The organism is Pseudolabrys taiwanensis, assembly GCF_003367395.1.
Classification (GTDB): domain Bacteria; phylum Pseudomonadota; class Alphaproteobacteria; order Rhizobiales; family Xanthobacteraceae; genus Pseudolabrys; species Pseudolabrys taiwanensis.
Window position 1 is genome coordinate 1646893 of record NZ_CP031417.1, and the last position, 22354, is coordinate 1669246.

The following is a 22354-nucleotide window of genomic DNA, read 5'->3' on the forward strand; positions in this document are numbered from 1 at the left end:
CTATGAAAAAGAGAACGAGCCTCGCGAAGGACGCGGGTGGCGACGCCACTCCGGCGCAATCGATCGACGCGAAGATCAAAGCGCTCGGCGATTGGCGCGGCGAGACGCTGGCGCGGCTGCGCAAGCTGATCAAGGAAGCCGATCCGGCGATCGTCGAAGCCGTGAAGTGGCGCAAGCCCTCGAACCCGATGGGTGTGCCGGTGTGGGAACACGACGGCATCGTCTGCACGGGCGAGACCTACAAAGATAAAGTGAAGCTGACCTTCGCCAAGGGAGCCGCGCTCGAAGACCCGGCGGGCCTGTTCAATGCCAGCCTCGACGGCAATGTGCGGCGCGCGATCGACATTTCAGAAGGCGAGACGATCGACGCGGCGGCGTTCAAGGCCCTCGTCCGCACCGCGGTGGCGTTGAATACGACGAGAGCGAAACGTTAAAGCGCGATTGCATTAGATTGTCTTTGCCGCGGGCACGGCCGGCCCCCTCTCCCATCCGAACTCGGGTTTACCCGAGTTCGGCATTATAAGTGGTCGAAGTCGGATATATCCGACTTCGACTGGGGAGAGGGTTGGGATGAGGGGGGGGGCACGACTCTCGGACTTTGTAACCCCTCACCGACGCGCTAACGCGCGTCGACCTCTCCCTATGGGAGAGGTGAAGAGAGCCCGCAGCGAGCGAGTTCGACATCTTCGCGCGCTAAGCCTCCAGCGCCCGCAGCACCACGTCCTCCACCCAACCGCGCCAATGCGGCAGGTCGTCGCCCATGAGGTCGTGGCCGAGGAAGGCCGAGAGCGTGTAGCGGTTGGAGACGTAGAAGTAATTGAGCGCGAGGATGGTCAGATAGATGTGTAGCGGCGCGATGCCCTTGCGGAACACGCCTTGCTTCACGCCGCTGTTGTACACCTTCTCCATCAGATCGAGCGCCGGCGACGACAGTTCCTTCATCGCCTTCGATTTGGAGACGTGCTTGCCTTTGTAGAGGTTCTCGTTGTTGAGCAGCGTCACCAGTTCGGGATGCGCGAGATAGTGGTTCATCGTGAACTGCACGATGTGCCGGAGCGCCGCGACCGGCTGCGTCAGGTCGAGATCGAGCTGGCTCTCCGCCTCCCACATGTCGCGGTAGATCTTTTCGATCACCTGGACGTAGAGCTGCTCCTTGCTGCCGAAATAGTAATAGAGCATGCGATCGTTCGAGCGCGCGGCGCGCGACACGAGATTGACGCGCCCGCCGCCGAGCCCGCGTTCGGCGAACACTTTCACCGCCGCTTGCAGGATGGTGGCGCGCATATCGGGCCCGCCGCCATTGGGCCGCGCCTTCGGCCGGCCGCGCTTGCGCTTCTTGTCCGTGCGCCGCACCGCCGCTTTCGGCGTCCCCGCGATCTGCTCCGACATGCGTTTCGTCACCCGCTTTGGCCCACGCCACACGCAATCCGCGGCACGTTCGGCCACCGACTCCGCGACGCGCTCTGCAACTTCTCTATGCACCGGCCGCCGCGAACAGGGCAATCCCGCGCTTTTCCCATGGTCCGGCGCCTGCGAATTGGTCGCATTTTGACGTTGACAGGCGGGCCATCCGGGCTCAGATTTTAATTATGTAAGCACTACATTAAATAACAAGCGCGACGGGGAACCCGCGATGGAGAAGGACTTCGTTCTGAACGCCTGGTATCCGGCGGCGTGGTCGCGCGACGTGTCGCGCTCCCTCGCGCAGCGGCGCATCCTCGGCAAGCTCGTGGTGCTTTACCGGCTGGAGAACGGCGGCGTCGCCGCGCTGGACGACGCCTGCCCGCACCGGCTGGCGCCGCTGTCGATGGGCCGCCTCAGAGGCGACGCGATCGAATGCGGCTATCACGGCATGACTTTCGATTGCAGCGGCGCCTGCACGCGCATTCCCGGCCAGCCGCTGATCCCGAACAATGCGCGCGTGCGCGCATATCCGGTGGTCGAGAACATGGGCCTGGCGTGGATCTGGATGGGCGATCCGGCCCTCGCCGATCCGGTCAAGATCCCCGACGTGCCGCAATATCACGATGCCGCCTGGAGTTCGGTCGAAGGCGACGCGCTCGCCATCGACTGCCACTACCTCAACCTCGCCGACAACCTGTGCGACCCGGCGCATGTGAGTTTTGTGCATTTGTCGACGCTCGGCAACGCCTCGAGCGAGGACATCCCGGTGCACAGCGAGAAGCAAGGCGACAAGATCGTCACCTGGCGCTGGATCGTCGACTCGCCGGCCATCCCGCTGTTCAAGAAGTTCGGCAACTTCACCGGCAATGTCGATCGCTGGCACTATTACCATTACACGCCGCCGAGCACCGCCATCATCGACTTCGGCAGCGCGCCGACCGGCACCGGCGCGCCGGACGGCAACCGCGACAACAGCCTGCAGATCTTCGCGTGCCACTTCATCACGCCGGTCGATACCGAACGCTGCATCGACCACTGGCTGTTCGTGAAGAACTTCGCCACCGACGAGGCCACGACGCAGGCGATGATCGATCAATTCCGCCTCGCCTTCGACGAGGACAAGGTCATCCTCGAAGCGATCCATAAGAACGAGAAGGAGCCGCGGCAGACCCGGCCGCTGCGCATCGCCATCGACGCCTCGCCCATCCGCATGCGCAAGGCCGTGGAGCAGATGATCGAGGCCGAGCGCGGCCCGCATCCGGGAGACGCTTCGGCGGCCTGAGCCGTTGTAAATTCGCGATGCGCCGCGCCGGCCGGCACATCTTCGCTCAACCCGTATCACACGAGGAGAACGTCATGAATGTCCGGCCCGTCGCAACGGCCCTGTGCAGCCTGCTATTCGCGAGCGCGCTCGCTGCGCCCTCTTTGGCGCAGGACGTCATCAAGATCGGCGACCTGAACAGCTACAAGGCCATGGCCGCCAACATGGAGCCCTATCGCAAGGGCATGGAACTGGCGGTCGACGAGATCAACGCGCAAGGCGGCCTGCTCGGCAAGAAACTGAAAGTCATCTCGCGCGACGACGGCGCCAATCCCGGCGAAGCCGTGCGCATGGCCGAGGAATTGCGGCTCAACGAAAAGGTCGACTTCCTCACCGGCACGATCCTGTCGCATGTCGGCCTCGCCGTCACCGACTATGCGCGCCAGCACAAGATCTTCTTCTTGGCCTCCGCGCCGCTGACCGACAAGATCATCTGGGACTCGGGCAACCGCTACACCTTCCGCCTGCGCACGACGACCTACAGCTACGCCGCGGCGCTGGTGCCTTACGCGTCGAGCCTCAAGCGCAAGCGCTGGGCCTTCGTCTATCCGAACTACGAATACGGTCAGTCCGCCGTCGCGACCTTCAAGGCCCTGCTCAAGCAGGCGCAGCCCGACGTCGAATTCGTCGCCGACGTCGCCCCGCCGCTCGGCAAGATCGACGCCGGCGCGGTGGTCGAAGCGCTGACCGATGCCAAGCCCGACGCCGTGTTCAACGCGCTGTTCGGCGCCGACCTCGCCAAATTCGTGCGCGACGGCTCGACGCGCGGATTCTTCGGCAAGGTCGCCGTGGTCAGCCCGATGACCGGCGAGCCGGAATATCTCGACCCGCTCAAGGACGAAGCGCCGGTCGGCTGGTACGTCACCGGCTATCCCTGGTACGCCATCAAGACGCCGGAACACACCGCGTTCCTCGACGCCTATCAGAAGCGCTACAACGACTATCCGCGCATCGCTTCGCTGGTCGGCTATATGACGATCGAGGCGGTCGCGGCCGGCATCAAGAAGGCCGGATCGACCGACTCCGAGAAGCTCGCCACCGCCTTCGAGGGCCTGCAGTTCGGTACGCCTGTCGGCAACGTCACTTTCCGCGCGCTCGATCATCAAGCGACGTTCGGGCTCTATGTCGGCCCGCTTGGATTGAAGGACGGCAAAGGCGTGATGACCTCGAACGAATATATCGACGGCAGCAAGCTGCTGCCGTCGGACGACGAGGTCCGCAAGCTGCGCAAGGCGGCAACGCAATAATCGGGACGCGGCGTTCCGGCCCATAGCTCGGACGCCGCCCCACCGTTCATTCCCGCGCGCGGACATCGGGTTTACCCGATGTCCGCCAACTATAGTGCGCAAGTCGGCTAAAGCCGACTTGCGATGGGAATCCAGCGCGGCATTTGAAATATCGGTGCTCTTGGCCCCTGGGCCCCCGCTTTCGCGGGGGCGAGCGGAATGTGAGGGAATTTCAGCTAAACGAGATACGCTCTAGAAGTACGAGCTCAGGCTCGGCGTCGCCGATGAGCCGGCGCTGCTGTCGGCCGTGCTCTGCTGCAGCATCGAGATCGTCCGGTAGCTCTGGACGATCTGGTTCTGCACGCGATCGCCGTAGCCGAGCGCCGCCTTCTCGGCCGCGCTCATGCCCGAGTACAACGACAAGAGCGCAAGCGAGGCGCCGGCGACGCCGCCGCCATTCGACGGATCGAAGGCATTCATCAGCGTCGTGCGGTTGCGCTGATCGAGCTCCTTGCGGGCGGCGCGCGCTTCTTCGCCCGAGAACGAACCATCCTGGTTCAGGGCGACCAGCGCCAAAGATTGATTGTCGAACTTGGAGAAGTCGACTTGCGTGCCGACGCGCCGCGCCTTGTCGAACACCAGCTCGGTGCCGCTGTCGCGCGCTTTGTTGGCCTGCGCGTCGAGCATCGCCCGCGCCTGGGCGGCAAGGCTTGCCGGATCGCCGGCATCCGCGGTCGCGGTGCTCTGCGCGGTCTTGTCGAGCAGCGCGCGCACCGGGTCGTCGACATTGCCGGTATCGGGCGCCTTGCCCCAGCTCTTGGATGCGGCGGTCAGCCCTTGCGCGAGCGCCTGGCTCTGCAATTTCCAGGCAACGGTCGAACGCTCGTCATCGCCCGCCGCGTTGAGATAATCGGATGCGGCCTGATACAGGCTTGCGTAGTCGCCGGTGTGGCGCGCGAGCACAACATGCGAGGCCATCGCGCTCTCGAACCGGGATTGCAGCGCCTGCGCGGCGGCCTTCTGCTCGTCCGGGCTGAACAGGCCCTTCGCGTTCGCGGCCACCGCCGCAAGCGTCGCGCGGCTCTGCCCGGTGAAATCGACGGCGACCTCGCCATCGATCAGCGGCGAGGTGACGCCGAGCTTGCCGTACTGCTCGTCGAACCAGGCGCGCGCCTGCGCGGCCAAATCGGGCGCAGTCGACGTCTCCGATGTATCGGACGCCGCGGTCGTGGCGAGATAAGCTTTTGCCGTATCCGAGAGCGTGACCGAGTCGCTGTCGCGGCCGCCATCGGTATTGCTTGACGTCGACGAAGCGGCATCCGCCGCTGCGCTCGTATTCGTGGCGCTGTAAGCACTCGTGGTGCTGCCAGCGGTGCTCGATCCGATCGCCGCGGTCATGCGTGCCCCTTCCCCCTGACCTCGAAAAGCCCGGAATATATGGGACATTTATGGTTAATGGACTCTAAAGCCGCACTGCGACGTCAGGCGTCCTGCGGTGGAATATCCGTCTCGTCGACATAGCGGATGTTGGGGAAGACCACCTGCATCGTCGTGCCCTGGTTTTCGCCGGCACTCAGCGCCTTGAGCCAACCCCCGCTCGCGCCGATGAACGTGTCGGCGATCCACAGTCCGAGTCCCGAGCCGGGGATCTTGCCGAGATGCCGCTCGCCGCGGAAGAAGCGCTCGGTGATGTGCGATTTCTCGTCCGCGGTGAGACCGACGCCCTTATCGCCGACCGACACGACGAGCTGTTTGTCTTCGACTTCGGCCGTGACGATGATCTTGGAGTCCGCCGCGGAGAACTTCGCCGCATTGGCGATGATCTGGCCGAGCGCCTGCTCCACCAGCACCGGATCGAGATGAACGAGCGGCAGGTTCTGCGCGCCCTCGAACTCGATGCGCCGGCCGTAGCGGTTGGCGACGCGGTCGATGGCCGCGCCGATGACGTCGCTCGGCTCGGTCCAGTCCTGGCGCGCCTGCAGACCCTTGCTGGTGATGCGCGCGGCATCGAGCATGTTCTGGATGTCGGCATTGAGCCGCATCGCCTCGTCGCGGATGCCCTTGGCGAGCGAGGTCAGGCGCTTGTCCTGCGCGAGCGACGGCGCGTCCGCCAGCACCGAGACGCCGCCGACGATGGAGGTGAGCGGCGTGCGCAGTTCGTGCGACACCGAGCCGAGCAGCGCGTCGCGCAGTTGGTTGGTCTCGGCGAGATCGCGCGCGGCGTCGCGCACGGCCTCGATCTTGAGCGCGAGATAGGTCGTCACCGTTTGAACGACGAGACTCATGCCGGTGTTGATGAGCACCGGATAGGACCAGTCGAGCCGGTACCGCGTCGTCAACAGAAAGCTGCCGAGCGTGATCAGCATGCAGATGGCGGCCACGACCACCGTGCCGCGCGTCGTGCAGAAGCGCACGGAAAGCAGCACGACCGATACGTAGAGCATCGACGCGGTGATTTCGGTGCGGGTGACCGTGTCGAGCACGAAAATCGCCACGGCGATCGCAAAGGTGAGAATGGGAAGGAAGACGCTGGTCTTGCGCATTGCGAACGCCGTACTGGGCCCGCATCGATTGTCGCGATGGGCGGCGTATGGCCGCCATGCGACGGCGGCACCGCCAGGAATTATCGTGCGCTACTTTACACGTTCCGATGCTGAGAGCAGCGCGGCGACGTCCGAATTTACGATCTCTTTATGCCGCCCGCGCAACCGAACAGCCGCACGCACGACCGCGTCAGTGCGCGCGGTCGTCGTCGCCGTGTGTCAGCCGCGTCAGCAGCGTGCAGACATCGTTCGGGTTATACGGCTTGGTCATGAACACGGAGTGCGGCACCAGCTTGCTGACATCGCGGTTGTCGTAACGGCCGGACGCATAGACCACCGGCAGTCCGGGCCGCCTTGCGCGCACGCGAGCGGCAAGCTCGCGGCCGTCCATCGATCCCGGCAGGTTCACGTCGGTGAACAAGACGTCCACCACCCCACCCTGATCGATATAGCGCAGTGCTTCGTCGGCGGTGCTGACTTCATGCACGTCGAAGCCGTTCTCGGTGAGCGTATCGGCTACCAGCATGCTGATGAGGACCTCGTCCTCGACCAGCAGGACCGAAACGGGATGGTCCGTGTGTACCATTGGGCTCCCTCGCCGCGTACAACCTACGCCGGGAGAACGCGGAACTTGGCTAAAGAAACTCAAGCTTTCAGCAATTTGAAGCCATTATGATGAGCGAAGCGTTAACGTCGCCTCGATCGCACTTTGAGGCCGCCGCCGAGCGCCTTAGGATTGCAGGACCATGGCCAGCCGCGACACCGCCTTTGTCGAGATCACGCCGGAAGTGCTGCTGAAGGCCTATGCCTGCGGCATCTTCCCGATGGCCGAGAGCGCCGACGACCCGGCGCTCTATTGGATCGAGCCGGAAATGCGCGGCATCCTGCCGCTCGAGGGCTTCCACGTCGCGCGCCGCCTCGCCCGCACGGTTCGGACCACGCCCTTCACGGTCCATGTCGACCGCGACTTCGATGCCGTGATCGACGGCTGCGCCGAACCCAAACCCGACCGCGGCAAGACCTGGATCAATGCCCGCATCCGCCGCATCTATCGCGCGCTGTTCGAAGCCGGCGCCTGTCATACCGTCGAGGTCTATGACGGCGAGGCGCTGGTCGGCGGTCTTTACGGCGTCTCGCTCGGCCGCGCCTTCTTCGGCGAGAGCATGTTCCACCGCGCCACCGACGCCTCCAAGGTCGCGCTGGTGCATCTCGTCGCGCGCCTGAAGGCCGGCGGCTACCGCCTGCTCGATACGCAGTTCGTCACCGCGCATCTGAAGACCTTCGGCGCGGTCGAAGTGCCCAAGCGCCGCTATCACCGCATGCTGGAAGAAGCGCTCGCCGGCGAAGCGGACTTCGCTGTGTTGCCGACGGAGCGGCCGATCACCGGCGCCGAGGCGCTGGCGATCATCGAGAGCGCGCATTGAGCCGTCATTCCGGGGCGCGCGCCACTTCGACGCGCGAACCCGGAATCCAGAACAACGATTGAGCTTGCGACTGGACTCCGGATCGCGCGCTGTGCGCGCGTCCGGAATGACAGCAATTACCGCAACGCCGGCACGAAGCCCGGCTGCTGTTGCTGCGCGCGCGGCTGTGCCGGCACGAACTGCTGTCCGGCCTGCGGCGGCCGTTGCGCCGGCTGCGCACGGCGCGGCTGTGTCGGACGCGCCGCGGGCTTGGCCTGATCGTCCGGCGCCGCTTCCGCGACCGACGGCGGTTGCGCGCCTTTGCAGTCGGTGAGCCACACGTCGTAGATCGGGTGCTCGACCGCGTGCAGGCCGGGGCTCGCCGCGAACATCCAGCCCGAGAAGATACGCTTCATCTCGTTCTGCAGCGTCACCTCGTCGACCTCGACGAAGGCGTCGGTGTTCGGCGTCTCGGTCGGCGGCCGCGAATAGCACACGCGCGGCGTCACCTGCAGCGCGCCGAACTGCACCGTCTCGTTGATGGCGACGTCGAACGAGATGATGCGGCCGGTGATCTTGTCGAGACCGGAGAACACGGCGGTCGGATTGGCGATGCGCTGCGGCGGCGGCTCGACCACCACCTCGTCGCCCGGCCGCGGCGCGGTATCGGCCGGCTGATTCGGATTGGGGTTCGGGTTGGGATTGGTGTTGGCCTGGGTCGGCTGCTGCGGCTGCTCGCCGGCCGGCGCCGGCGGCCGCACCTGTCCCGGTAGCGGCGCCATGGTCGCGCCCGGCGGCGGCGCCAGATCCTGCGACTGGATGGTGCCGCCACCCGGACGGCTCGACGGCGGCAGCGCCATCGGCGCCGGCAAAGGCTGCGCCGGCGGCACGTCGGGCCGCGCTGCGGCGGGCATGCGCGACGGCTGATTGGAGTAATAAGGCGCCTGCCGCGAGGGCGGCGGCGGCGGCTCATCGTCTTCTTCGCGATAGATCGGCGGCGGATAGCGGTCGTCGCGCCCGCCTCCCGGCACGTTGGCCGGCGGCCGCGGCGGCGAATCGGAAAAGATCGAGCCGAATTGCGCCAGCGCCGGTGTCGCGGCGGCCAGCGTGGCGAGCGTCAAAATGCAGACTGAGAGCCTGGGTCGCGCCATAAACCGGGATCGTCCCCTTGGGGCCGGCGCGTGAAAGTGGCCGCCCTCAAACCAGCGCCCGGTTAACACGGGGAATGCGGCGGCGGAAGGGCGCGCCGGCCCCTTCCCCACCCCCGGCCGCGCGGGTGGCGAAACGACGCCTTGCCGGGCCTGATCGGAACCGGCATCGTTCGAACAACAAATAAAGATGCTCAGGGGGGACATGCTCAAATGAAACGGATACTCGGACTCTGCCTGCTGTTGGCCGCGACGCTCGCGGCCGGCCTGGCGCCGGCAGGCGCGCAAACCTATCCCGACCGTCCCATCACCATCGTGGTACCGCTCGCCGCCGGCAGCGGCATGGACGCCTTGGTCCGTCTCTATGCCGACAAGCTGCAGGCCTCGCTCGGCAAACCGGTGATCGTCGAGAACAGGCCGGGCGCCGCCTTGATGCTGGCAGCGAGCCACGTCGCGACCGCGCCCGCCGACGGCTACACGCTGCTGGTCTCGACATCCTCGGCGATGGCGATCAATCCGGTGCTGTACAAGAAGATCCCGTACAAACTCACCGACTTCGTGCCGGTGTCGTTCTACGTGAAGTCGCCGTTCATCCTGGTGGTCAATCCGGATCTGCCGGCCAAGACGGTGCCGGAGCTGATCGAACTCGCCAAGAAAAGCGAAAAGCCGCTCAGCTATTCCTCGCCCGGCGCCGGCGTCGCCCAGCATCTGTCGATGGAATACATGAAGCAGCGCTTCGGCATCAATTTCACGCACGTGCCCTACCGCTCGACGCCGCAATCGGTCGCCGACATCGTCGCCAATCACGTGCAGCTCGGCTTTGCCGAAGCCGGCGCCACTCTGCCGCTGATCCGCGACGGCAAATTGCGGGCGCTGGCGGTGTCGTCCTCGACGCCGATCCCGTCACTGCCCGACGTGCCGCCCTTCGCCAAGGCCGCCAACGCGCCCGACTTCGAAGCCGTGTCGTGGCACATGCTCTATGCGCCGGCGGCAACGCCCAAGCCGATCGTCGAGAAGCTGCATGCCGAGATGAAGAAGATCATGAGCGACCCGGAGATGCAGCAGAAGGCGACGACGATCGGCCTGTTGCCGATCGATCCGCCCTCGCTCGCCGACACCGAGATCTATCTCGTCAGCGAACGCGAGAAATGGGGCTCGCTGGTGCGGAAGCTGGAGCTCGAGGGCTCACAGTAACGAACGCGGGGGTGCATCGGCGGGCGGCGCGTCCCGCGCCGCTGGCCGGCGTCTCTACTTGAGCGTCAGCGCCCGCCGCTGCGTCGCCCACACCAGGAACGCAAAGCCGATCAGAACGCCACCGCCGAGCGTGAGCGCGAACCAGCCGCCGATGTGCCACAGCACGCCGGCGAGGCTCGAGCCGATCGCGCCGCCGATGAAGTTGCACGACACATAGGCGGTGTTGAGCCGGCTGCGGGCCGTTGGATCGACCGCGAACAAGCGCGTCTGATTGAGCACGTTGAGCGCCTGGATGGCGATGTCGATCAGAAAGACGGCGATCAAGGTGATGGCGATCGACGTGGCGCCGAAACCCGAGATGGCGAGCGACACCAGCGCCAGCACCAGCGCGCCGCCGGTCGACGGCACCGACCAGCCGCGGTCGTGCAGCCAGCCGGCGCGGCGCGCGGCGAGCGCGCCGGCCAGTCCGACCAGGCCGACCAGCCCGATCTCGCTCGCCGCGTAAGAGAACGGCGGCGCACTGAGCAGCAATGTCAGCCCGGTCCAGAACATCGTGAACACCGAGAACACGGTCGCGCCCAGCACGAGCGTCACCTGCACCGCGCGGTGCGCGCGGATGGTGCTGAAGATCGAGCGCAGCAGCCGCCCATAAGGCACGGCCGGCCGCGGCGGCAACGCCGGCAGCGCCCGCGCCAGCAAAATCGCCAGCACGATGATCAACACGGCCGCGCAGAGATAGATCGCGCGCCAGCCGAACGCGTCGGCGAGAAAGCCGCTGATCGTGCGCGACACCAGAATGCCGACGAGCACGCCGGAGATGACCGTGCCGACGGCGCGGCCGCGCTGCTCGGGCTTGGCGAGATCGCCGGCCAAAGGCGCGAGGATCTGCCCCGCCACCGTCGTCAGCCCAACGGCGGCAAGCGCGGCCAGCAGCAAGGTGAAGCTCGGCGCGAAGGCACTGGCGATCAGCGCCAGCGCCGACAGGATCATCATCGCCGGAATCAGACGGTGACGCTGGAGCGTGTCGCCGAGCGGCACGATCAGGAAGATGCCGACCGCGTAGCCGGCCTGCGTCATCGTCACGAGCAATCCGCCAGAGCCCGCGGGCACGCCGAAGGTCTGGGCGATTTCGGCGAGCAGCGGTTGCGCGAGATAAAGATTGCCGACGGCGGCGCCGGCGGCGACCGCGAACAGCAAGGTCAGGCCGAACGACATGCCCGACGATAAGGCCGAGGCGCCTTCGGCCTTGCTGGGTTCGTCCGCCACGGTCCTGCTCCAAAAAAACAAACCGCCGCGGGACGGCGTGTCCCGCGCGGTGCGCGTCATCGCATGAATGAATCGACGCGCCGGCAGGCTCAGCCTGCCGGACGCCGGGTTGGAGGGCTCAGCCCTCCGGGCTCCAGGCCTTGTAGTCGCCGGTCGCCTTCGGACGGCGGCCTTGCGCCAAGGTCGACCCCGGCGGGCGGTAGGCGCCCGGCGTGCCGGTCAGATTCGGCCGATGCGGCTTCTGCCAGGCGCGCGGCTTGTAATCTTCCTCGGTCGGCGGCGTGTCGACGGTGTGGTGCAGCCAGCCGTGCCACGAGGGCGGCACGGTCGAGGCCTCGGCGTAGCCGTTATAGATGACCCAGCGGCGCTCGAAGAGCAGCGTCGGATCGATCTTGCCGCCCTTGGTGCGATAATATTGGTTGCCGAATTCGTCTTCGCCGACCTTTTCGCCGTACATCCAGGTCCAGAACTGGGTTCCGAATGTCTGCGAATTCCACCAAGTGAACAGTTTCAGAAGGAAACTTTTCATCGCCGCCGTGCATTAACCGCTGTGGGACGGTTGGCGTTCTGCCACCTCACCGCTCCCGTGTCCAGGGCGCCGCCGCCGGGCCGCCCACCATCCCTGCACCCCGCTCTCGTTACATGAGGCCGCATGGATTCGTTGAGACTGGCACTCATCCAAGTCAAAGACTGGCTGTACTGGCTGCCTAATCCCGTCACCGCCGTGTTAATTCTGGCACTGGCCGTGGTCATCGCCCTCGCCGTCCACCGGCTTTTGCGCAAGGTGGTCCGCCGCACATTGGCGCCGCGCTATCCCAATATTTTCTCGATCGTCACGCGCCTGCGCGGGGTCACGCGCCTCTCCGTCCTGATCCTGGCGCTGCTGGTCGCCGTGCCGGTGGCGCCGTTCGATTCGGACACCGCCGGCATCATCGCGCGGGTGCTGCTGATCGCCATCATCGCCCTGATCGGCTGGGCCGCGATCGTCGCCCTCAACATCGGCGCCGATGTCTATCTGCGCCGCTTCCGCCTCGACGTCGACGACAACCTGCTCGCGCGCAAGCACAACACGCAGGTGCGCATCCTCCTGCGCACGGTCGAAGGCGTCGTCGTGCTGATCACCGCCGGCGCGGCGCTCATGACGTTCGACGCGGTTCGCCAATACGGCGTCAGCCTTTTCGCCTCGGCCGGCGTCGCCGGCATCGTCGCCGGTCTGGCCGCGCGCCCGGTGCTGTCGAACCTGATCGCCGGCGTGCAGATCGCGATGACGCAGCCGATCCGGCTCGAAGACGCCGTCATCGTCGAAAACGAATGGGGCAATGTCGAGGAGATCGGCTCGACCTATGTCGTGGTGCGACTGTGGGACTGGCGGCGCATGGTGTTGCCCCTCACCTACTTCATCGAAAAGCCGTTCCAGAACTGGACGCGCGAAACGTCGGCCTTGATCGGCACCGCCTTCATCTATGTCGATTACCGCGCGCCGGTCGCGCGCATCCGCGACAAGCTCGACGAGATCGTCAAGCAATCGAGTAACTGGGACGGGCGCGTCATCAATCTGCAGGTGACCGACGCCAAGGAAGCGACCATCGAATTGCGCTGCCTCGCCAGCGCGCCGTCGGCCGGCGCCGCTTTCAATCTGCGCTGCGAGATCCGCGAGAAGCTGGTCGACTTCCTGCAGCGCGAACATCCCGAGGCACTGCCGCTGCGGCGCATGGAAGTCAGCGCGCAGGACGATGCGGCGTTGCGGCTCGGCAATGACGGCAAAGAGCGAGAGGCGGTCGGCGGCCGCAACTAGCAGCGGGCCTCACCAGGTGTATTTGACGACGCCCTTGCCGGCGCAGCTGGTGACGTTGCCGGAAAACTCGCCTTCGAACGTTGCGGCAAGCGAAAAGCCGTTGAGCCACTTCTGTTCGGCGCCGGCGCTGACGAGCACGGAATCGGCATCCGGACGCGCGCCGTTCACAACAAAGCTGGTGCCCGGCAGCGACTGGAAAGCCGCGCTCGCGGTGCGATCGGGCTTGTAGTCGTGCGCCCATGCCAGACGGCCGCGCAGCGTCAGCACGCCATCGCTCGCCGCGAGTGATTTGTCCGCCCGCAAACCAAGTTCGGTGCGGCTGTCGGTCGTGGTCTGTGCCGCGTAGTTCAGCGCAAACAGGCTGCCGCCGGACGGGGTCTGCTCGGCATAAGACGGCATGCTAAAGCTGATCGCCTGCACCGCGGCATAGGGCGTGAGGCCGACGAATGGCGTCGCAAAACGATAACCGCCCTCGAACCGGCCGGAGAAGCTGTTGGCGCGGAAGCGGCCTTCGAGCATGTCGACACCGGCGAGCGCAACGGTGCGGCTGGTGGTGACGTCGTGCCAGCCATAGCCGAGCCCCGCGGCGATGTAGGCCGGACCGAATGCGTGCCGGCCGTAGACACCGGCCTGGAACATATCCGTTGAGCCCGAGCCGAAGCCATTGGCCAGCGAATAGGACGTACCGCCCCCGCCGAGCGCAAAACCGACAAGCGTATCGGGCGAGAGCCTGTAATCGGCGCCCGCCGCGACGCCCCAGAGACGCGCGCTGGTGTCCTGCGATCCCACCGCCGCGTTGCCGCCGACGGTTTCCGAGCCGCCATAGACAGCCGCCCACACGCTCCAGCGGTTGACGGGCTCGGCACGCAGCGGCGCCTTGGTCGCCATCGCGAACGCCTCGCTGGCGGCAGCCGAGCGCTTGCCGGCGTAGGACAGCGTTGCGTCGTTGATGTTGTCCGGCACGACAAAGCTACCGGCACGGCCGGCGCTGGCCGGGTCGATCAACATGTTGAGGAACAGATCGTCGGCCTTCATCGAAGACTGGATCGCACCGGTGCCGAGTTCGCCCGCGGCGACCGAAAGTCCCGCCGGCGTCAGCGCGCCGAATGCCAGAGGAATGCCGCCGCTCGTGTTGAAGACATTGGTCAGCGTGTTGGCGACGTTCTGCTGGTTGGTGTTGAGGCCACCGCCATAGTTCGGGCCAGGATTGTTCGGGTCAACGAAATGCAGCGTCAGATTGAGGAAGACGTCGTTGGCACCATAGCTCAACGCGGACGTGAAATTCGCCGGCAGGTTGGTATTGACCAGCGCGTTGAAGGCGCCGTTGACGCCACCGGTCGCGTTGAGGATCGTGTACTGCTTGGTGACATAGCTGCCAGGTGCGAACACCGCGTTCACAGTGGCGCCGCCGAGGGTTGCCGTGCCGGTGACATTGGTACGGTCGGCATTGGCGGGCGACACTTCGACCAGGTAGTTCGAGGGCGCCGAGAAAGCAAGGTTGCCCTGTACGGTCAAAAGCCCGATTGAATTGCCGGGCGCCAGCGTACCGCCGTTGATCTCCGTGTTGCCGACGACGCCATTGCCGCCGAGGGCGCCAGCTGCGTTCACCGTCGTGAGCGATGAGGATGCAATCGATCCATTGACGCTGAGAATGCCGCCATCGACGGTGGTGGAGCCGGTGTAGGTGCTGTTCGCTGTCAGGACGGTCTTGCCCGCCTCCACCAGCACCGATCCCGCTCCGGAGACGGTGGGATCGAACGAATAATTCAAGCCGGTGTGGTTGAAGACGATCTGGCCGGTGCCTGCGCGGAACACGACTGCCGATGCAATCAGCGCGCCTGGCGCCACCGCGGCTTGGCCCTGTGCAGCACCGATGTTGAGCGTACCGGTCGAACCGACCTGGCTGGCAATGTTCAAGGTCGAAGCCGAGACGCTGCCGCCGTTCTGGATCGTCAGCGTGCCGCGGCCGAAAGTGGCGATAGTGATCGGAAGGGCGGAACCATCGAGCGACGAAAGGGCGGACCAGGACGAGCCAGAGACCGTCACGGTACCGTTCGAACCGGCGCCGAACGCGATAGTCCCAGAACCGCTGATCAAAGAGCCGTTCAGGATCGTCAGCGTGCCAGTACCGGCATTGCCGACAATAACCCCTGACGATTGCGCGGCCCCGCCGATCACCGTCGGATTGGGCGTGGCTGTATCGATTGTTACAGCGTCGCTGCGGGTCGGCACGCCGGCCGACCAGTTACCGGCCGTGAACCAATCGGTCGATGTGCCGCCGATCCAGTCGGCAGCCTCGGCGACTGCCGGTATCGCCGTTGCCGACATGAAGGCCAGCGCGACCAGCGAGGTGGTGCGCAAGAGACCGCTGCGCAACGATGCAGACCAATTCTGACTTACCGCAACGGGCCAATTGTCATCGATACAAATCGGTCGATGGCCGCGAGTCGTCCGCACAGATTCGACCGCGCTCCGCGTTATTCCCAGCCTCATCGCATTCCATTTCAACTTAACGACAGCGTACAATGACACCGTTAGATGGCATCAGGGCGCAAGATCAGCGTTAATGTCAACCTGCGAGGCGTCGGCCTCGAAATTCACAACCGTCGCAGTGTTTGCGGCACGCCGTTGCTTCGTGAGCGAAGCGGACGCGGCATTGCCGCGTCGTCCAACGGAATCGCCCAGCGCTCCGCGCGTCCCAACACAGCCACGTGCGCGACAATCGCGCCGCCGCCGGTGGCTCAACGGCGAGCGAAAGCCAATTCCGTATCCTTCCTGAGTTGCGCTCGGCCGTTTTATGTGGCATTTGATGCCCACGAAATCGGCAGCGCGCCTATCGCGACGCCAAGCCGCCCAAGGATGACAGTGCCGGTAAAGGCGGGCCCCTCGCGGGGTCCGCCTTTTTCCTTTTGGCGCCCTGGGACCGTTCGACCGCCTGCCTCATGGAACAAAAGCGATCCAAAACGTGCGCCGCCCGCAGGCTGCAATCAATTCACACAGAGGAGAAGCGTCGCGGCAGTTGCCCACACCCTTCGGGCTCGGTTTAAGGGCCTGACTCAGCATCGAGAATCAGCGACTCCGGAACCCGTTGCGCCGGACTTCTCCCGGGCTTTTCCCCGCCTCCGCGCGTCAGAAACTTGCCTGTGGGGAAGCTGCAAAGCCCGATTTTCGGTCGTTTTTTCGTCATCCGCGCCGGGCCATTTCCGGTCGCCGAAAAGGGCTTTTCCCCGCGGGTCAGGGGCACAATACTGCCCTCGGACACGCGACGCCTTTTCCCTCTATTTCAGGCACACGACACAAGATTTAGTGTTTGATTCAGGTTTGGCGGCTATCCCTTGTTGACGGGTGCAGCGAGTCCCCTTAGCTTTCGGTCAGTCCGGCGCGGGTGAGTTTGAAGTTCCGCCTGGACCTCCAAAACGGCTCTGACAGTGCTCACCCACGCCAGAAATGGCGTTCTGGGCCCGGGGTCGTCTGCGCTTGGCAGGCAGAGGGCAAGACGTGTCGACAAGGGCGGCGAAAGGCCCGGGCGGCACCTACGTGCAGGGTATGCGTCGAGCGAGAACTGAGCAGTCACAAGGCAGGCCGGGACAGGGCTGCCGGGATATAATGGGCCGGGTGACGAACCGCCTGGCCAACTGAAGGGGCTAGAAGAATGCGGATCGAACGGCGCTTTACCAAAGACGCGCGCACCGCCTACGAAGGTGTCGAATTCCGGCTGACCACGTCCGAGATCAAGAATCCGGACGGCTCGGTGGTGTTCAAGCTCGACAATGTCGAGGTGCCGGAATTCTGGTCGCAGGTCGCGTCCGACGTTCTCGCCCAGAAGTATTTCCGCAAGGCCGGCGTGCCCGCGCGGCTGAAGAAGGTCGAAGAGAACTCCGTTCCCTCGTTCCTGTGGCGCTCGGTCGCCGACGAGGACGCCCTCGCCGCGCTGCCCGAGAACGAGCGCTATGTCGGCGAGCATTCGTCGAAGCAGGTGTTCAACCGTCTCGCCGGCACCTGGACCTACTGGGGCTGGAAGGGCGGCTACTTCGACAGCGAGGAAGATGCGCAGGCCTTCTACGACGAGCTCTGCTATATGCTGGCGACGCAGATGTGCGCGCCGAACTCGCCGCAGTGGTTCAACACCGGCCTGCACTGGGCCTACGGCATCGACGGTCCGAGCCAGGGCCACTATTACGTCGACTTCCAGACCGGCAAGCTGACCAAGTCGAAGTCGGCCTACGAGCATCCGCAGCCGCACGCCTGCTTCATCCAGTCCATCAGCGACGACCTCGTCAACGAGGGCGGCATCATGGACCTGTGGGTGCGCGAGGCGCGCCTGTTCAAATACGGCTCGGGCACCGGCACCAACTTCTCCAACCTGCGCGGCGAAGGCGAGCGCCTGTCCGGCGGCGGCAAGTCGTCGGGCCTGATGAGCTTCCTCAAGATCGGCGACCGCGCCGCGGGCGCCATCAAGTCGGGCGGCACGACGCGCCGCGCCGCCAAGATGGTGATCGTCGACGTCGATCACCCCGACATCGAGAAGTACATCGACTGGAAGGTCATGGAAGAGCAGAAGGTGGCGGCGCTCGTCACCGGCTCGAAGGTCAACCAGCGGCACCTCAAGGCCGTGCTCAAGGCCTGCGTGAACTGCCAGGGCTCGGGCGACGACTGCTTCTCGCCGGAGAAGAACCCGGCGCTCAAGCGCGAGATCAAGCTCGCGCGCAAGGCGCAGGTGCCGGACAACTACATCAAGCGCGTCATCCAGTTCGCCAAGCAGGGCTACAAGGACATCGACTTCCCGATCTACGACACCGATTGGGATAGCGAAGCCTACCTCACCGTCTCCGGCCAGAACTCGAACAACTCGGTGCGCGTCACCGACCAGTTTCTCAAGGCCGTCGAAGCCGACGGCAAGTGGGACCTGACGTTCCGCCGCACCAAGAAGACGGCCAAGACCGTCGACGCGCGCGAACTGTGGGAGAAGATCGGCTACGCCGCCTGGGCCTCGGCCGATCCGGGCCTGCAGTACCACACGACCGTCAACGACTGGCACACCTGCCCGGCCTCGGGCGAGATCCGCGCGTCCAATCCGTGCTCGGAATACATGTTCCTGGACGACACGGCGTGCAATCTCGCCTCGCTGAACCTCCTCACCTTCCGCGACGCCAAGACCGGCGCCTTCGATGTGGAGGGCTATGAGCACGGCGTGCGGCTGTGGACCGTCGTGCTCGAAATCTCGGTGCTGATGGCGCAGTTCCCGTCCAAGGAAATTGCGACGCTGTCGTACGAATTCCGCACGCTCGGCCTCGGCTACGCCAATATCGGCGGGCTGCTGATGACCTCCGGCATCCCGTACGACTCCGATGCCGGCCGCGCCATCTGCGGCGCGCTGACCGCCATCATGACCGGCATCTCCTACGCCACCTCGGCCGAGATGGCCGAGAAACTCGGCGCCTTCCCCGGCTACAAGAAGAACCGCGAGCACATGCTGCGCGTGATGCGCAACCACCGCCGCGCCGCCTATGGCGAACGCCAGGGCTACGAGAAGGTGTCGCAGCCGCCGGTGCCGCTCGACCACGCCTCGTGCCCCGATCAAGCGCTGATCGCGCACGCCAAGGCCGCCTGGGACAAGGCGCTCAGCCTCGGCGAGAAGAACGGCTATCGCAACGCGCAGGCCTCCGTGATCGCGCCGACCGGCACGATCGGCCTCGTCATGGATTGCGACACCACGGGCATCGAGCCCGACTTCGCGCTGGTGAAGTTCAAGAAGCTGGCCGGCGGCGGCTACTTCAAGATCATCAACCGCGCCGTGCCGGAGGCGCTGCGCACGCTCGGCTACACTGAGGCGCAGATCGCCGAGATCGAGGCTTACGCCGTCGGTCACGGCAACCTCGCCCAGGCCCCGGCCGTCAACCACACGACGCTCAAGGCCAAGGGCTTCACCGACGAGGCCATCGCCAAGGTCGAGAAGGCGCTGCCGACCGCGTTCGACATCAAGTTCGCCTTCAACAAGTGGACGCTCGGCGAAGACTTCGTGCGCGAGAAGCTCGGCGTCGCCGCCGAAGACCTCGCCTCGCCGACCTTCGACCTGCTCGCCGCGATCGGCTTCACCAAGCGCGAGGTCGAAGCCGCCAACATCCACGTCTGCGGCGCGATGACCGTCGAGGGCGCGCCGCACCTCAAGGCCGAGCACTATCCGGTGTTCGACTGCGCCAATCCGTGCGGCCGCACCGGCAAGCGCTATCTCTCGGTCGAGAGCCACATCCGCATGATGGCGGCGGCGCAGCCGTTCATCTCGGGCGCCATCTCCAAGACCATCAACATGCCGAACGACGCCACGGTCGAGGATTGCAAGTCCGCGTACCTGTTGTCGTGGAAGCTGGCGCTCAAGGCCAACGCGCTCTACCGCGACGGCTCGAAGCTGTCGCAGCCCTTGAACTCGCAGCTCATCGCCGACGAGGAGGACGACGACGATCAGGTCGAGGTGTTCCTCGAGAAGTCGGCGGCGGCGCGCGTCACCGGCCTCACCGAGAAGGTGGTGGAGAAGATCGTCGAGCGCGTCACCGTGCTGCGCGAGCGCGAGCGCATGCCCGACCGCCGCAAGGGCTACACCCAGAAGGCCGTCGTCGGCGGCCACAAGGTGTACCTGCGCACCGGCGAATACGATGACGGCCGCCTCGGCGAGATCTTCATCGACATGCACAAGGAAGGCGCGGCGCTGCGCTCCTTCATCAACAACTTCGCGATCGCGGTGTCGCTCGGCCTGCAATACGGCGTGCCGCTCGAGGAGTATGTCGACGCCTTCACCTTCACCCGCTTCGAGCCGGCCGGCCCGGTGCAGGGCAACGACTCGATCAAATACGCGACGTCGATCCTCGACTACGTGTTCCGCGAGCTCGCGGTCTCGTATCTCGAGCGCTTCGACCTCGCGCATGTCGATCCGACCGAGGGCCAGTTCGACGCGCTCGGCAAGGGCGTCGAGGAAGGCCGCCCCGCCCCCGCCTCGCAATATGTGTCGAAGGGCCTGACGCGTTCGCGCACCGACCGCCTGCAGGTGGTGCAAGGCCAGCCGGCCGTGGCGAGCGCCAGCGTCGTCACCGCGCTGCACGCCGCCGGCGCCACCGCGCTCAAGGCCGAGCCCGAGCACAAGCTCTCGCCCGCCGAGAAGCTGGAGGCGCGCGTCGAGGAAGTCGCCGAGCTTTCCATCGCCGACGCCAAGCAGCACGCCAAAGCCGCGGCGATCGAGAAGCGCGCCGAAGCACGCGCCAAGGGCTACGAGGGCGAAGCCTGCGGCGAATGCGGCAACTTCACCTTGGTGCGGAATGGCACGTGCATGAAGTGTGATACGTGCGGGTCAACGACGGGGTGTTCGTGAGAGCAGCCGGAGCAGCTGATTAAAAGTCAGTTGCCCGCACACTCCGCAGCGTCATGGCCGGGCTTGTCCCGGCCATCCACGAATAAGAAAGGTGGCCGAAAGGCCGCCTTTTCTCTTTACAGGCATTAGCGCGAGTTTTAGCCTTATCACAACCACTCATTAGACGGTGGAAGATGGGGGGAGGAAATCATGAAAGTTTTGGCACTTTGTGCACTCACTTTGCTTGTCACGAGCGCAAGCGCGCATGCGCAGCTCTACAATTCAAATCGCAGCAATAGCTACGGTGGCTTTGGCAGCTCGTACGGAACGGGCTCGAATCCAAGTTCGCACTACGTTGCGCCGCACGTGCAGCAGAACGGCAACTACGTCGGCGGCCACTACCAAACAAACCCAAACAATACGACGCTCGACAATTACGGCACGCGTGGAAACTATAATCCGTACACGGGCCAGTATGGACGCCGAAATCCTTACTAAGCTCTAGAAAGCTTTGGGTCGTTTAGCTGGACCAGTCTCGAATTCAAATTCTATTTTTTTTAGATTGATTGTTGCCATGGCAAAAAAAGAAAACCTACTTAAGGATTTAGATTGGGTTACCGAGAAGATCAGTAGCCAAGTTTGGACTTTAAACCTCGGCACTCTAGGCACTACTTGGTCGCTGCTAATAACGAGCTCCTTACCCGAGAAACTTAGGTTATCGATTAGCGACTCACGAATAATATTTCTTCTTTGTCTTTCTGCGCTCTTGTGTGAAATGGGCCAATATCTCTCTGCCTATCGGCTGCTACGCCAAACATTGACGCGCATCGAAGATTCAAACGCCGATGACTTTCAGTACGATCGTAACACTTGGCTATATCGCTTACGAATGGGCTTTTTCTATTTGAAAATTATTCTGACTATCTGCGCGGCAGTTTCTCTGCTGGTCACAATCTTTCTCCGGCTCCGGTAGGAGATTCCATGGCAAAAGGCACCGACTGGGGCGGGCCCAAAAGAGCTGTCAAAGCGACTAAACCTGTCACGACCCGACAGCTGGCTGCCGCACTTTCAGAAGCTCACCAGCTCACAACAAAGCAGGGCCTGGAGCTCATGGACAACCTCGTCGTCATGATTACAAAACACCTGAAGAAGGGTGAGCGCATCAAAATCGCCGGCCTCGGTATTCTTCAGGTGCGTAAACGCGCTGCCCGCATGGGACGTAATCCTGCTACCGGCGAGGCGATCAAGATCAAAGCGTCGAAGAAGGTCGCATTTCGCGCGGCAAAGGATTTGAAAGAATCTGTGTGACTACGCGCTTTCCACGAATTTAACCGTGCTGGAAGGTAGCAACCGTAGCCCGTAGGGCGGATTAGCGCAGCGTAATCCGCCAATTGAATTCGCGGTGTCCAGCTTCATTCGCACCACACTTCGCATGTCTCACGTCGTGTGACGTTGTACAGCGTTGCCGCCACGCATACGCCCATAGCGGAGCCGTCAACGAAGATGACCATGTCGCCTTCCTCCCACCCCATACAATAAGTCTTGGCGTCAAACTTCTCGCCGTTGATTACGAAATGCTCATCGTTTACCGCGGCCTCAATTTCATATTGTTCTGCAGAATGCGCCAAATTCATTTGGGATGTTAGTAAGGTCACGACGCCCAGCTGAATTAGCGCCGCCTCGGCGAATTTCTTTACCCCGCTCCGCACAACTCC

The 22354-nt window shown here is 64.4% G+C and carries 18 protein-coding genes; 9 read left to right on the forward strand and 9 right to left on the reverse strand.

Features of this window, described 5'->3' with window-relative positions; genetic code table 11:
* Positions 1-2 precede the first annotated feature (2 nt).
* Positions 3-434, forward strand: coding sequence for a DUF1801 domain-containing protein (locus tag DW352_RS07905; protein WP_115690102.1), 432 nt, complete (start codon positions 3-5; stop codon positions 432-434).
* 259 nt (positions 435-693) lie between these two features.
* Here the strand turns inward: DW352_RS07905 and DW352_RS07910 are convergent, their stop codons facing one another.
* Positions 694-1389, reverse strand: coding sequence for a TetR/AcrR family transcriptional regulator (locus tag DW352_RS07910; protein ID WP_115690104.1), 696 nt, complete (start codon positions 1387-1389; stop codon positions 694-696).
* A 244-nt stretch (positions 1390-1633) separates the two neighbouring features.
* On the opposite strand from DW352_RS07910, the gene DW352_RS07915 reads away from it, so the two are divergent.
* On the forward strand, positions 1634-2686 hold the full coding sequence (locus tag DW352_RS07915) for an aromatic ring-hydroxylating dioxygenase subunit alpha (RefSeq protein ID WP_115690106.1): 1053 nt from the start codon (positions 1634-1636) through the stop codon (positions 2684-2686).
* A 74-nt stretch (positions 2687-2760) separates the two neighbouring features.
* Positions 2761-3972 (forward strand): ABC transporter substrate-binding protein, encoded by a 1212-nt coding sequence (locus DW352_RS07920; protein ID WP_115694296.1) that lies wholly within the window; start codon positions 2761-2763, stop codon positions 3970-3972.
* A 231-nt stretch (positions 3973-4203) separates the two neighbouring features.
* Here DW352_RS07920 and DW352_RS07925 read toward each other — a convergent pair whose 3' ends face one another.
* The 3 genes from DW352_RS07925 to DW352_RS07935 form a co-directional block, all read right to left on the reverse strand.
* The gene (locus DW352_RS07925; protein WP_115690108.1) at positions 4204-5349 is read right to left on the reverse strand and encodes a hypothetical protein; all 1146 of its coding nucleotides are present in this window, start codon (positions 5347-5349) and stop codon (positions 4204-4206) included.
* Positions 5350-5432: 83 nt separating this feature from the next.
* On the reverse strand, positions 5433-6494 hold the full coding sequence (locus DW352_RS07930; RefSeq protein ID WP_115690110.1) for a sensor histidine kinase: 1062 nt from the start codon (positions 6492-6494) through the stop codon (positions 5433-5435).
* A gap of 190 nt (positions 6495-6684) precedes the next feature.
* Positions 6685-7080: a response regulator gene (locus DW352_RS07935; protein ID WP_115690112.1), complete on the reverse strand. Its 396-nt coding sequence runs from the start codon at positions 7078-7080 to the stop codon at positions 6685-6687.
* 160 nt (positions 7081-7240) lie between these two features.
* Here DW352_RS07935 and aat point away from each other — a divergent pair, with 160 nt between their 5' ends.
* On the forward strand, positions 7241-7918 hold the full coding sequence (gene aat, locus DW352_RS07940; protein ID WP_115690114.1) for a leucyl/phenylalanyl-tRNA--protein transferase: 678 nt from the start codon (positions 7241-7243) through the stop codon (positions 7916-7918).
* A 116-nt stretch (positions 7919-8034) separates the two neighbouring features.
* Here the strand turns inward: aat and DW352_RS07945 are convergent, their stop codons facing one another.
* Positions 8035-9048, reverse strand: coding sequence for a DUF2155 domain-containing protein (locus DW352_RS07945; RefSeq protein WP_115690116.1), 1014 nt, complete (start codon positions 9046-9048; stop codon positions 8035-8037).
* Positions 9049-9258: 210 nt separating this feature from the next.
* Between DW352_RS07945 and DW352_RS07950 the strand changes: the two genes are divergently transcribed.
* Complete coding sequence (locus DW352_RS07950; RefSeq protein ID WP_115690118.1) at positions 9259-10239, forward strand: Bug family tripartite tricarboxylate transporter substrate binding protein; 981 nt, start codon at positions 9259-9261, stop codon at positions 10237-10239.
* Between the two features lie 54 nt (positions 10240-10293).
* Here the strand turns inward: DW352_RS07950 and DW352_RS07955 are convergent, their stop codons facing one another.
* Both DW352_RS07955 and DW352_RS07960 read right to left on the reverse strand, forming a co-directional pair.
* Positions 10294-11505: an MFS transporter gene (locus DW352_RS07955; protein ID WP_245434359.1), complete on the reverse strand. Its 1212-nt coding sequence runs from the start codon at positions 11503-11505 to the stop codon at positions 10294-10296.
* Positions 11506-11623: 118 nt separating this feature from the next.
* Positions 11624-12034, reverse strand: a complete 411-nt coding sequence (locus DW352_RS07960) for an NADH:ubiquinone oxidoreductase subunit NDUFA12 (RefSeq protein ID WP_115690120.1) — start codon at positions 12032-12034, stop codon at positions 11624-11626.
* A gap of 123 nt (positions 12035-12157) precedes the next feature.
* On the opposite strand from DW352_RS07960, the gene DW352_RS07965 reads away from it, so the two are divergent.
* Complete coding sequence (locus DW352_RS07965) at positions 12158-13300, forward strand: mechanosensitive ion channel family protein (RefSeq protein ID WP_115690122.1); 1143 nt, start codon at positions 12158-12160, stop codon at positions 13298-13300.
* 9 nt (positions 13301-13309) lie between these two features.
* On the opposite strand, the gene DW352_RS07970 is transcribed toward DW352_RS07965, so the two are convergent.
* Positions 13310-15661 carry an autotransporter family protein gene (locus DW352_RS07970; RefSeq protein WP_162826845.1) on the reverse strand — a complete coding sequence of 784 codons (2352 nt, stop codon included), beginning with the start codon at positions 15659-15661 and terminating at the stop codon, positions 13310-13312.
* A gap of 1291 nt (positions 15662-16952) precedes the next feature.
* On the opposite strand from DW352_RS07970, the gene DW352_RS07975 reads away from it, so the two are divergent.
* The 3 genes from DW352_RS07975 (at position 16953) to DW352_RS07980 (ending at position 21947) form a co-directional block, all read left to right on the forward strand.
* On the forward strand, positions 16953-20660 hold the full coding sequence (locus DW352_RS07975; protein ID WP_115690126.1) for a vitamin B12-dependent ribonucleotide reductase: 3708 nt from the start codon (positions 16953-16955) through the stop codon (positions 20658-20660).
* A gap of 189 nt (positions 20661-20849) precedes the next feature.
* Entirely contained in the window at positions 20850-21137 is a 288-nt protein-coding gene (locus DW352_RS26730; RefSeq protein ID WP_162826846.1) for a hypothetical protein, read from the forward strand.
* Between the two features lie 483 nt (positions 21138-21620).
* A complete protein-coding gene (locus DW352_RS07980) occupies positions 21621-21947 on the forward strand; it encodes an HU family DNA-binding protein (RefSeq protein ID WP_115690128.1) in 327 nt (108 codons plus the stop codon).
* Between the two features lie 104 nt (positions 21948-22051).
* Here the strand turns inward: DW352_RS07980 and DW352_RS07985 are convergent, their stop codons facing one another.
* The gene (locus tag DW352_RS07985) at positions 22052-22348 is read right to left on the reverse strand and encodes a hypothetical protein (RefSeq protein WP_210209947.1); all 297 of its coding nucleotides are present in this window, start codon (positions 22346-22348) and stop codon (positions 22052-22054) included.
* Positions 22349-22354: the final 6 nt, after the last annotated feature.

What these genes read in the sequence shown, in the direction of transcription:
- DW352_RS07905 (WP_115690102.1), top strand. Translation starts at nt 3, where the DNA reads ATGAAAAAGAGAACGAGCCTCGCGAAGGACGCGGGTGGCGACGCCACT.
- DW352_RS07910 (WP_115690104.1), bottom strand. Translation starts at nt 1,389, where the DNA reads ATGTCGGAGCAGATCGCGGGGACGCCGAAAGCGGCGGTGCGGCGCACG.
- DW352_RS07915 (WP_115690106.1), top strand. Translation starts at nt 1,634, where the DNA reads ATGGAGAAGGACTTCGTTCTGAACGCCTGGTATCCGGCGGCGTGGTCG.
- DW352_RS07920 (WP_115694296.1), top strand. Translation starts at nt 2,761, where the DNA reads ATGAATGTCCGGCCCGTCGCAACGGCCCTGTGCAGCCTGCTATTCGCG.
- DW352_RS07925 (WP_115690108.1), bottom strand. Translation starts at nt 5,349, where the DNA reads ATGACCGCGGCGATCGGATCGAGCACCGCTGGCAGCACCACGAGTGCT.
- DW352_RS07930 (WP_115690110.1), bottom strand. Translation starts at nt 6,494, where the DNA reads ATGCGCAAGACCAGCGTCTTCCTTCCCATTCTCACCTTTGCGATCGCC.
- DW352_RS07935 (WP_115690112.1), bottom strand. Translation starts at nt 7,080, where the DNA reads ATGGTACACACGGACCATCCCGTTTCGGTCCTGCTGGTCGAGGACGAG.
- aat (WP_115690114.1), top strand. Translation starts at nt 7,241, where the DNA reads ATGGCCAGCCGCGACACCGCCTTTGTCGAGATCACGCCGGAAGTGCTG.
- DW352_RS07945 (WP_115690116.1), bottom strand. Translation starts at nt 9,048, where the DNA reads ATGGCGCGACCCAGGCTCTCAGTCTGCATTTTGACGCTCGCCACGCTG.
- DW352_RS07950 (WP_115690118.1), top strand. Translation starts at nt 9,259, where the DNA reads ATGAAACGGATACTCGGACTCTGCCTGCTGTTGGCCGCGACGCTCGCG.
- DW352_RS07960 (WP_115690120.1), bottom strand. Translation starts at nt 12,034, where the DNA reads ATGAAAAGTTTCCTTCTGAAACTGTTCACTTGGTGGAATTCGCAGACA.
- DW352_RS07965 (WP_115690122.1), top strand. Translation starts at nt 12,158, where the DNA reads ATGGATTCGTTGAGACTGGCACTCATCCAAGTCAAAGACTGGCTGTAC.
- DW352_RS07975 (WP_115690126.1), top strand. Translation starts at nt 16,953, where the DNA reads ATGCGGATCGAACGGCGCTTTACCAAAGACGCGCGCACCGCCTACGAA.
- DW352_RS26730 (WP_162826846.1), top strand. Translation starts at nt 20,850, where the DNA reads ATGAAAGTTTTGGCACTTTGTGCACTCACTTTGCTTGTCACGAGCGCA.
- DW352_RS07980 (WP_115690128.1), top strand. Translation starts at nt 21,621, where the DNA reads ATGGCAAAAGGCACCGACTGGGGCGGGCCCAAAAGAGCTGTCAAAGCG.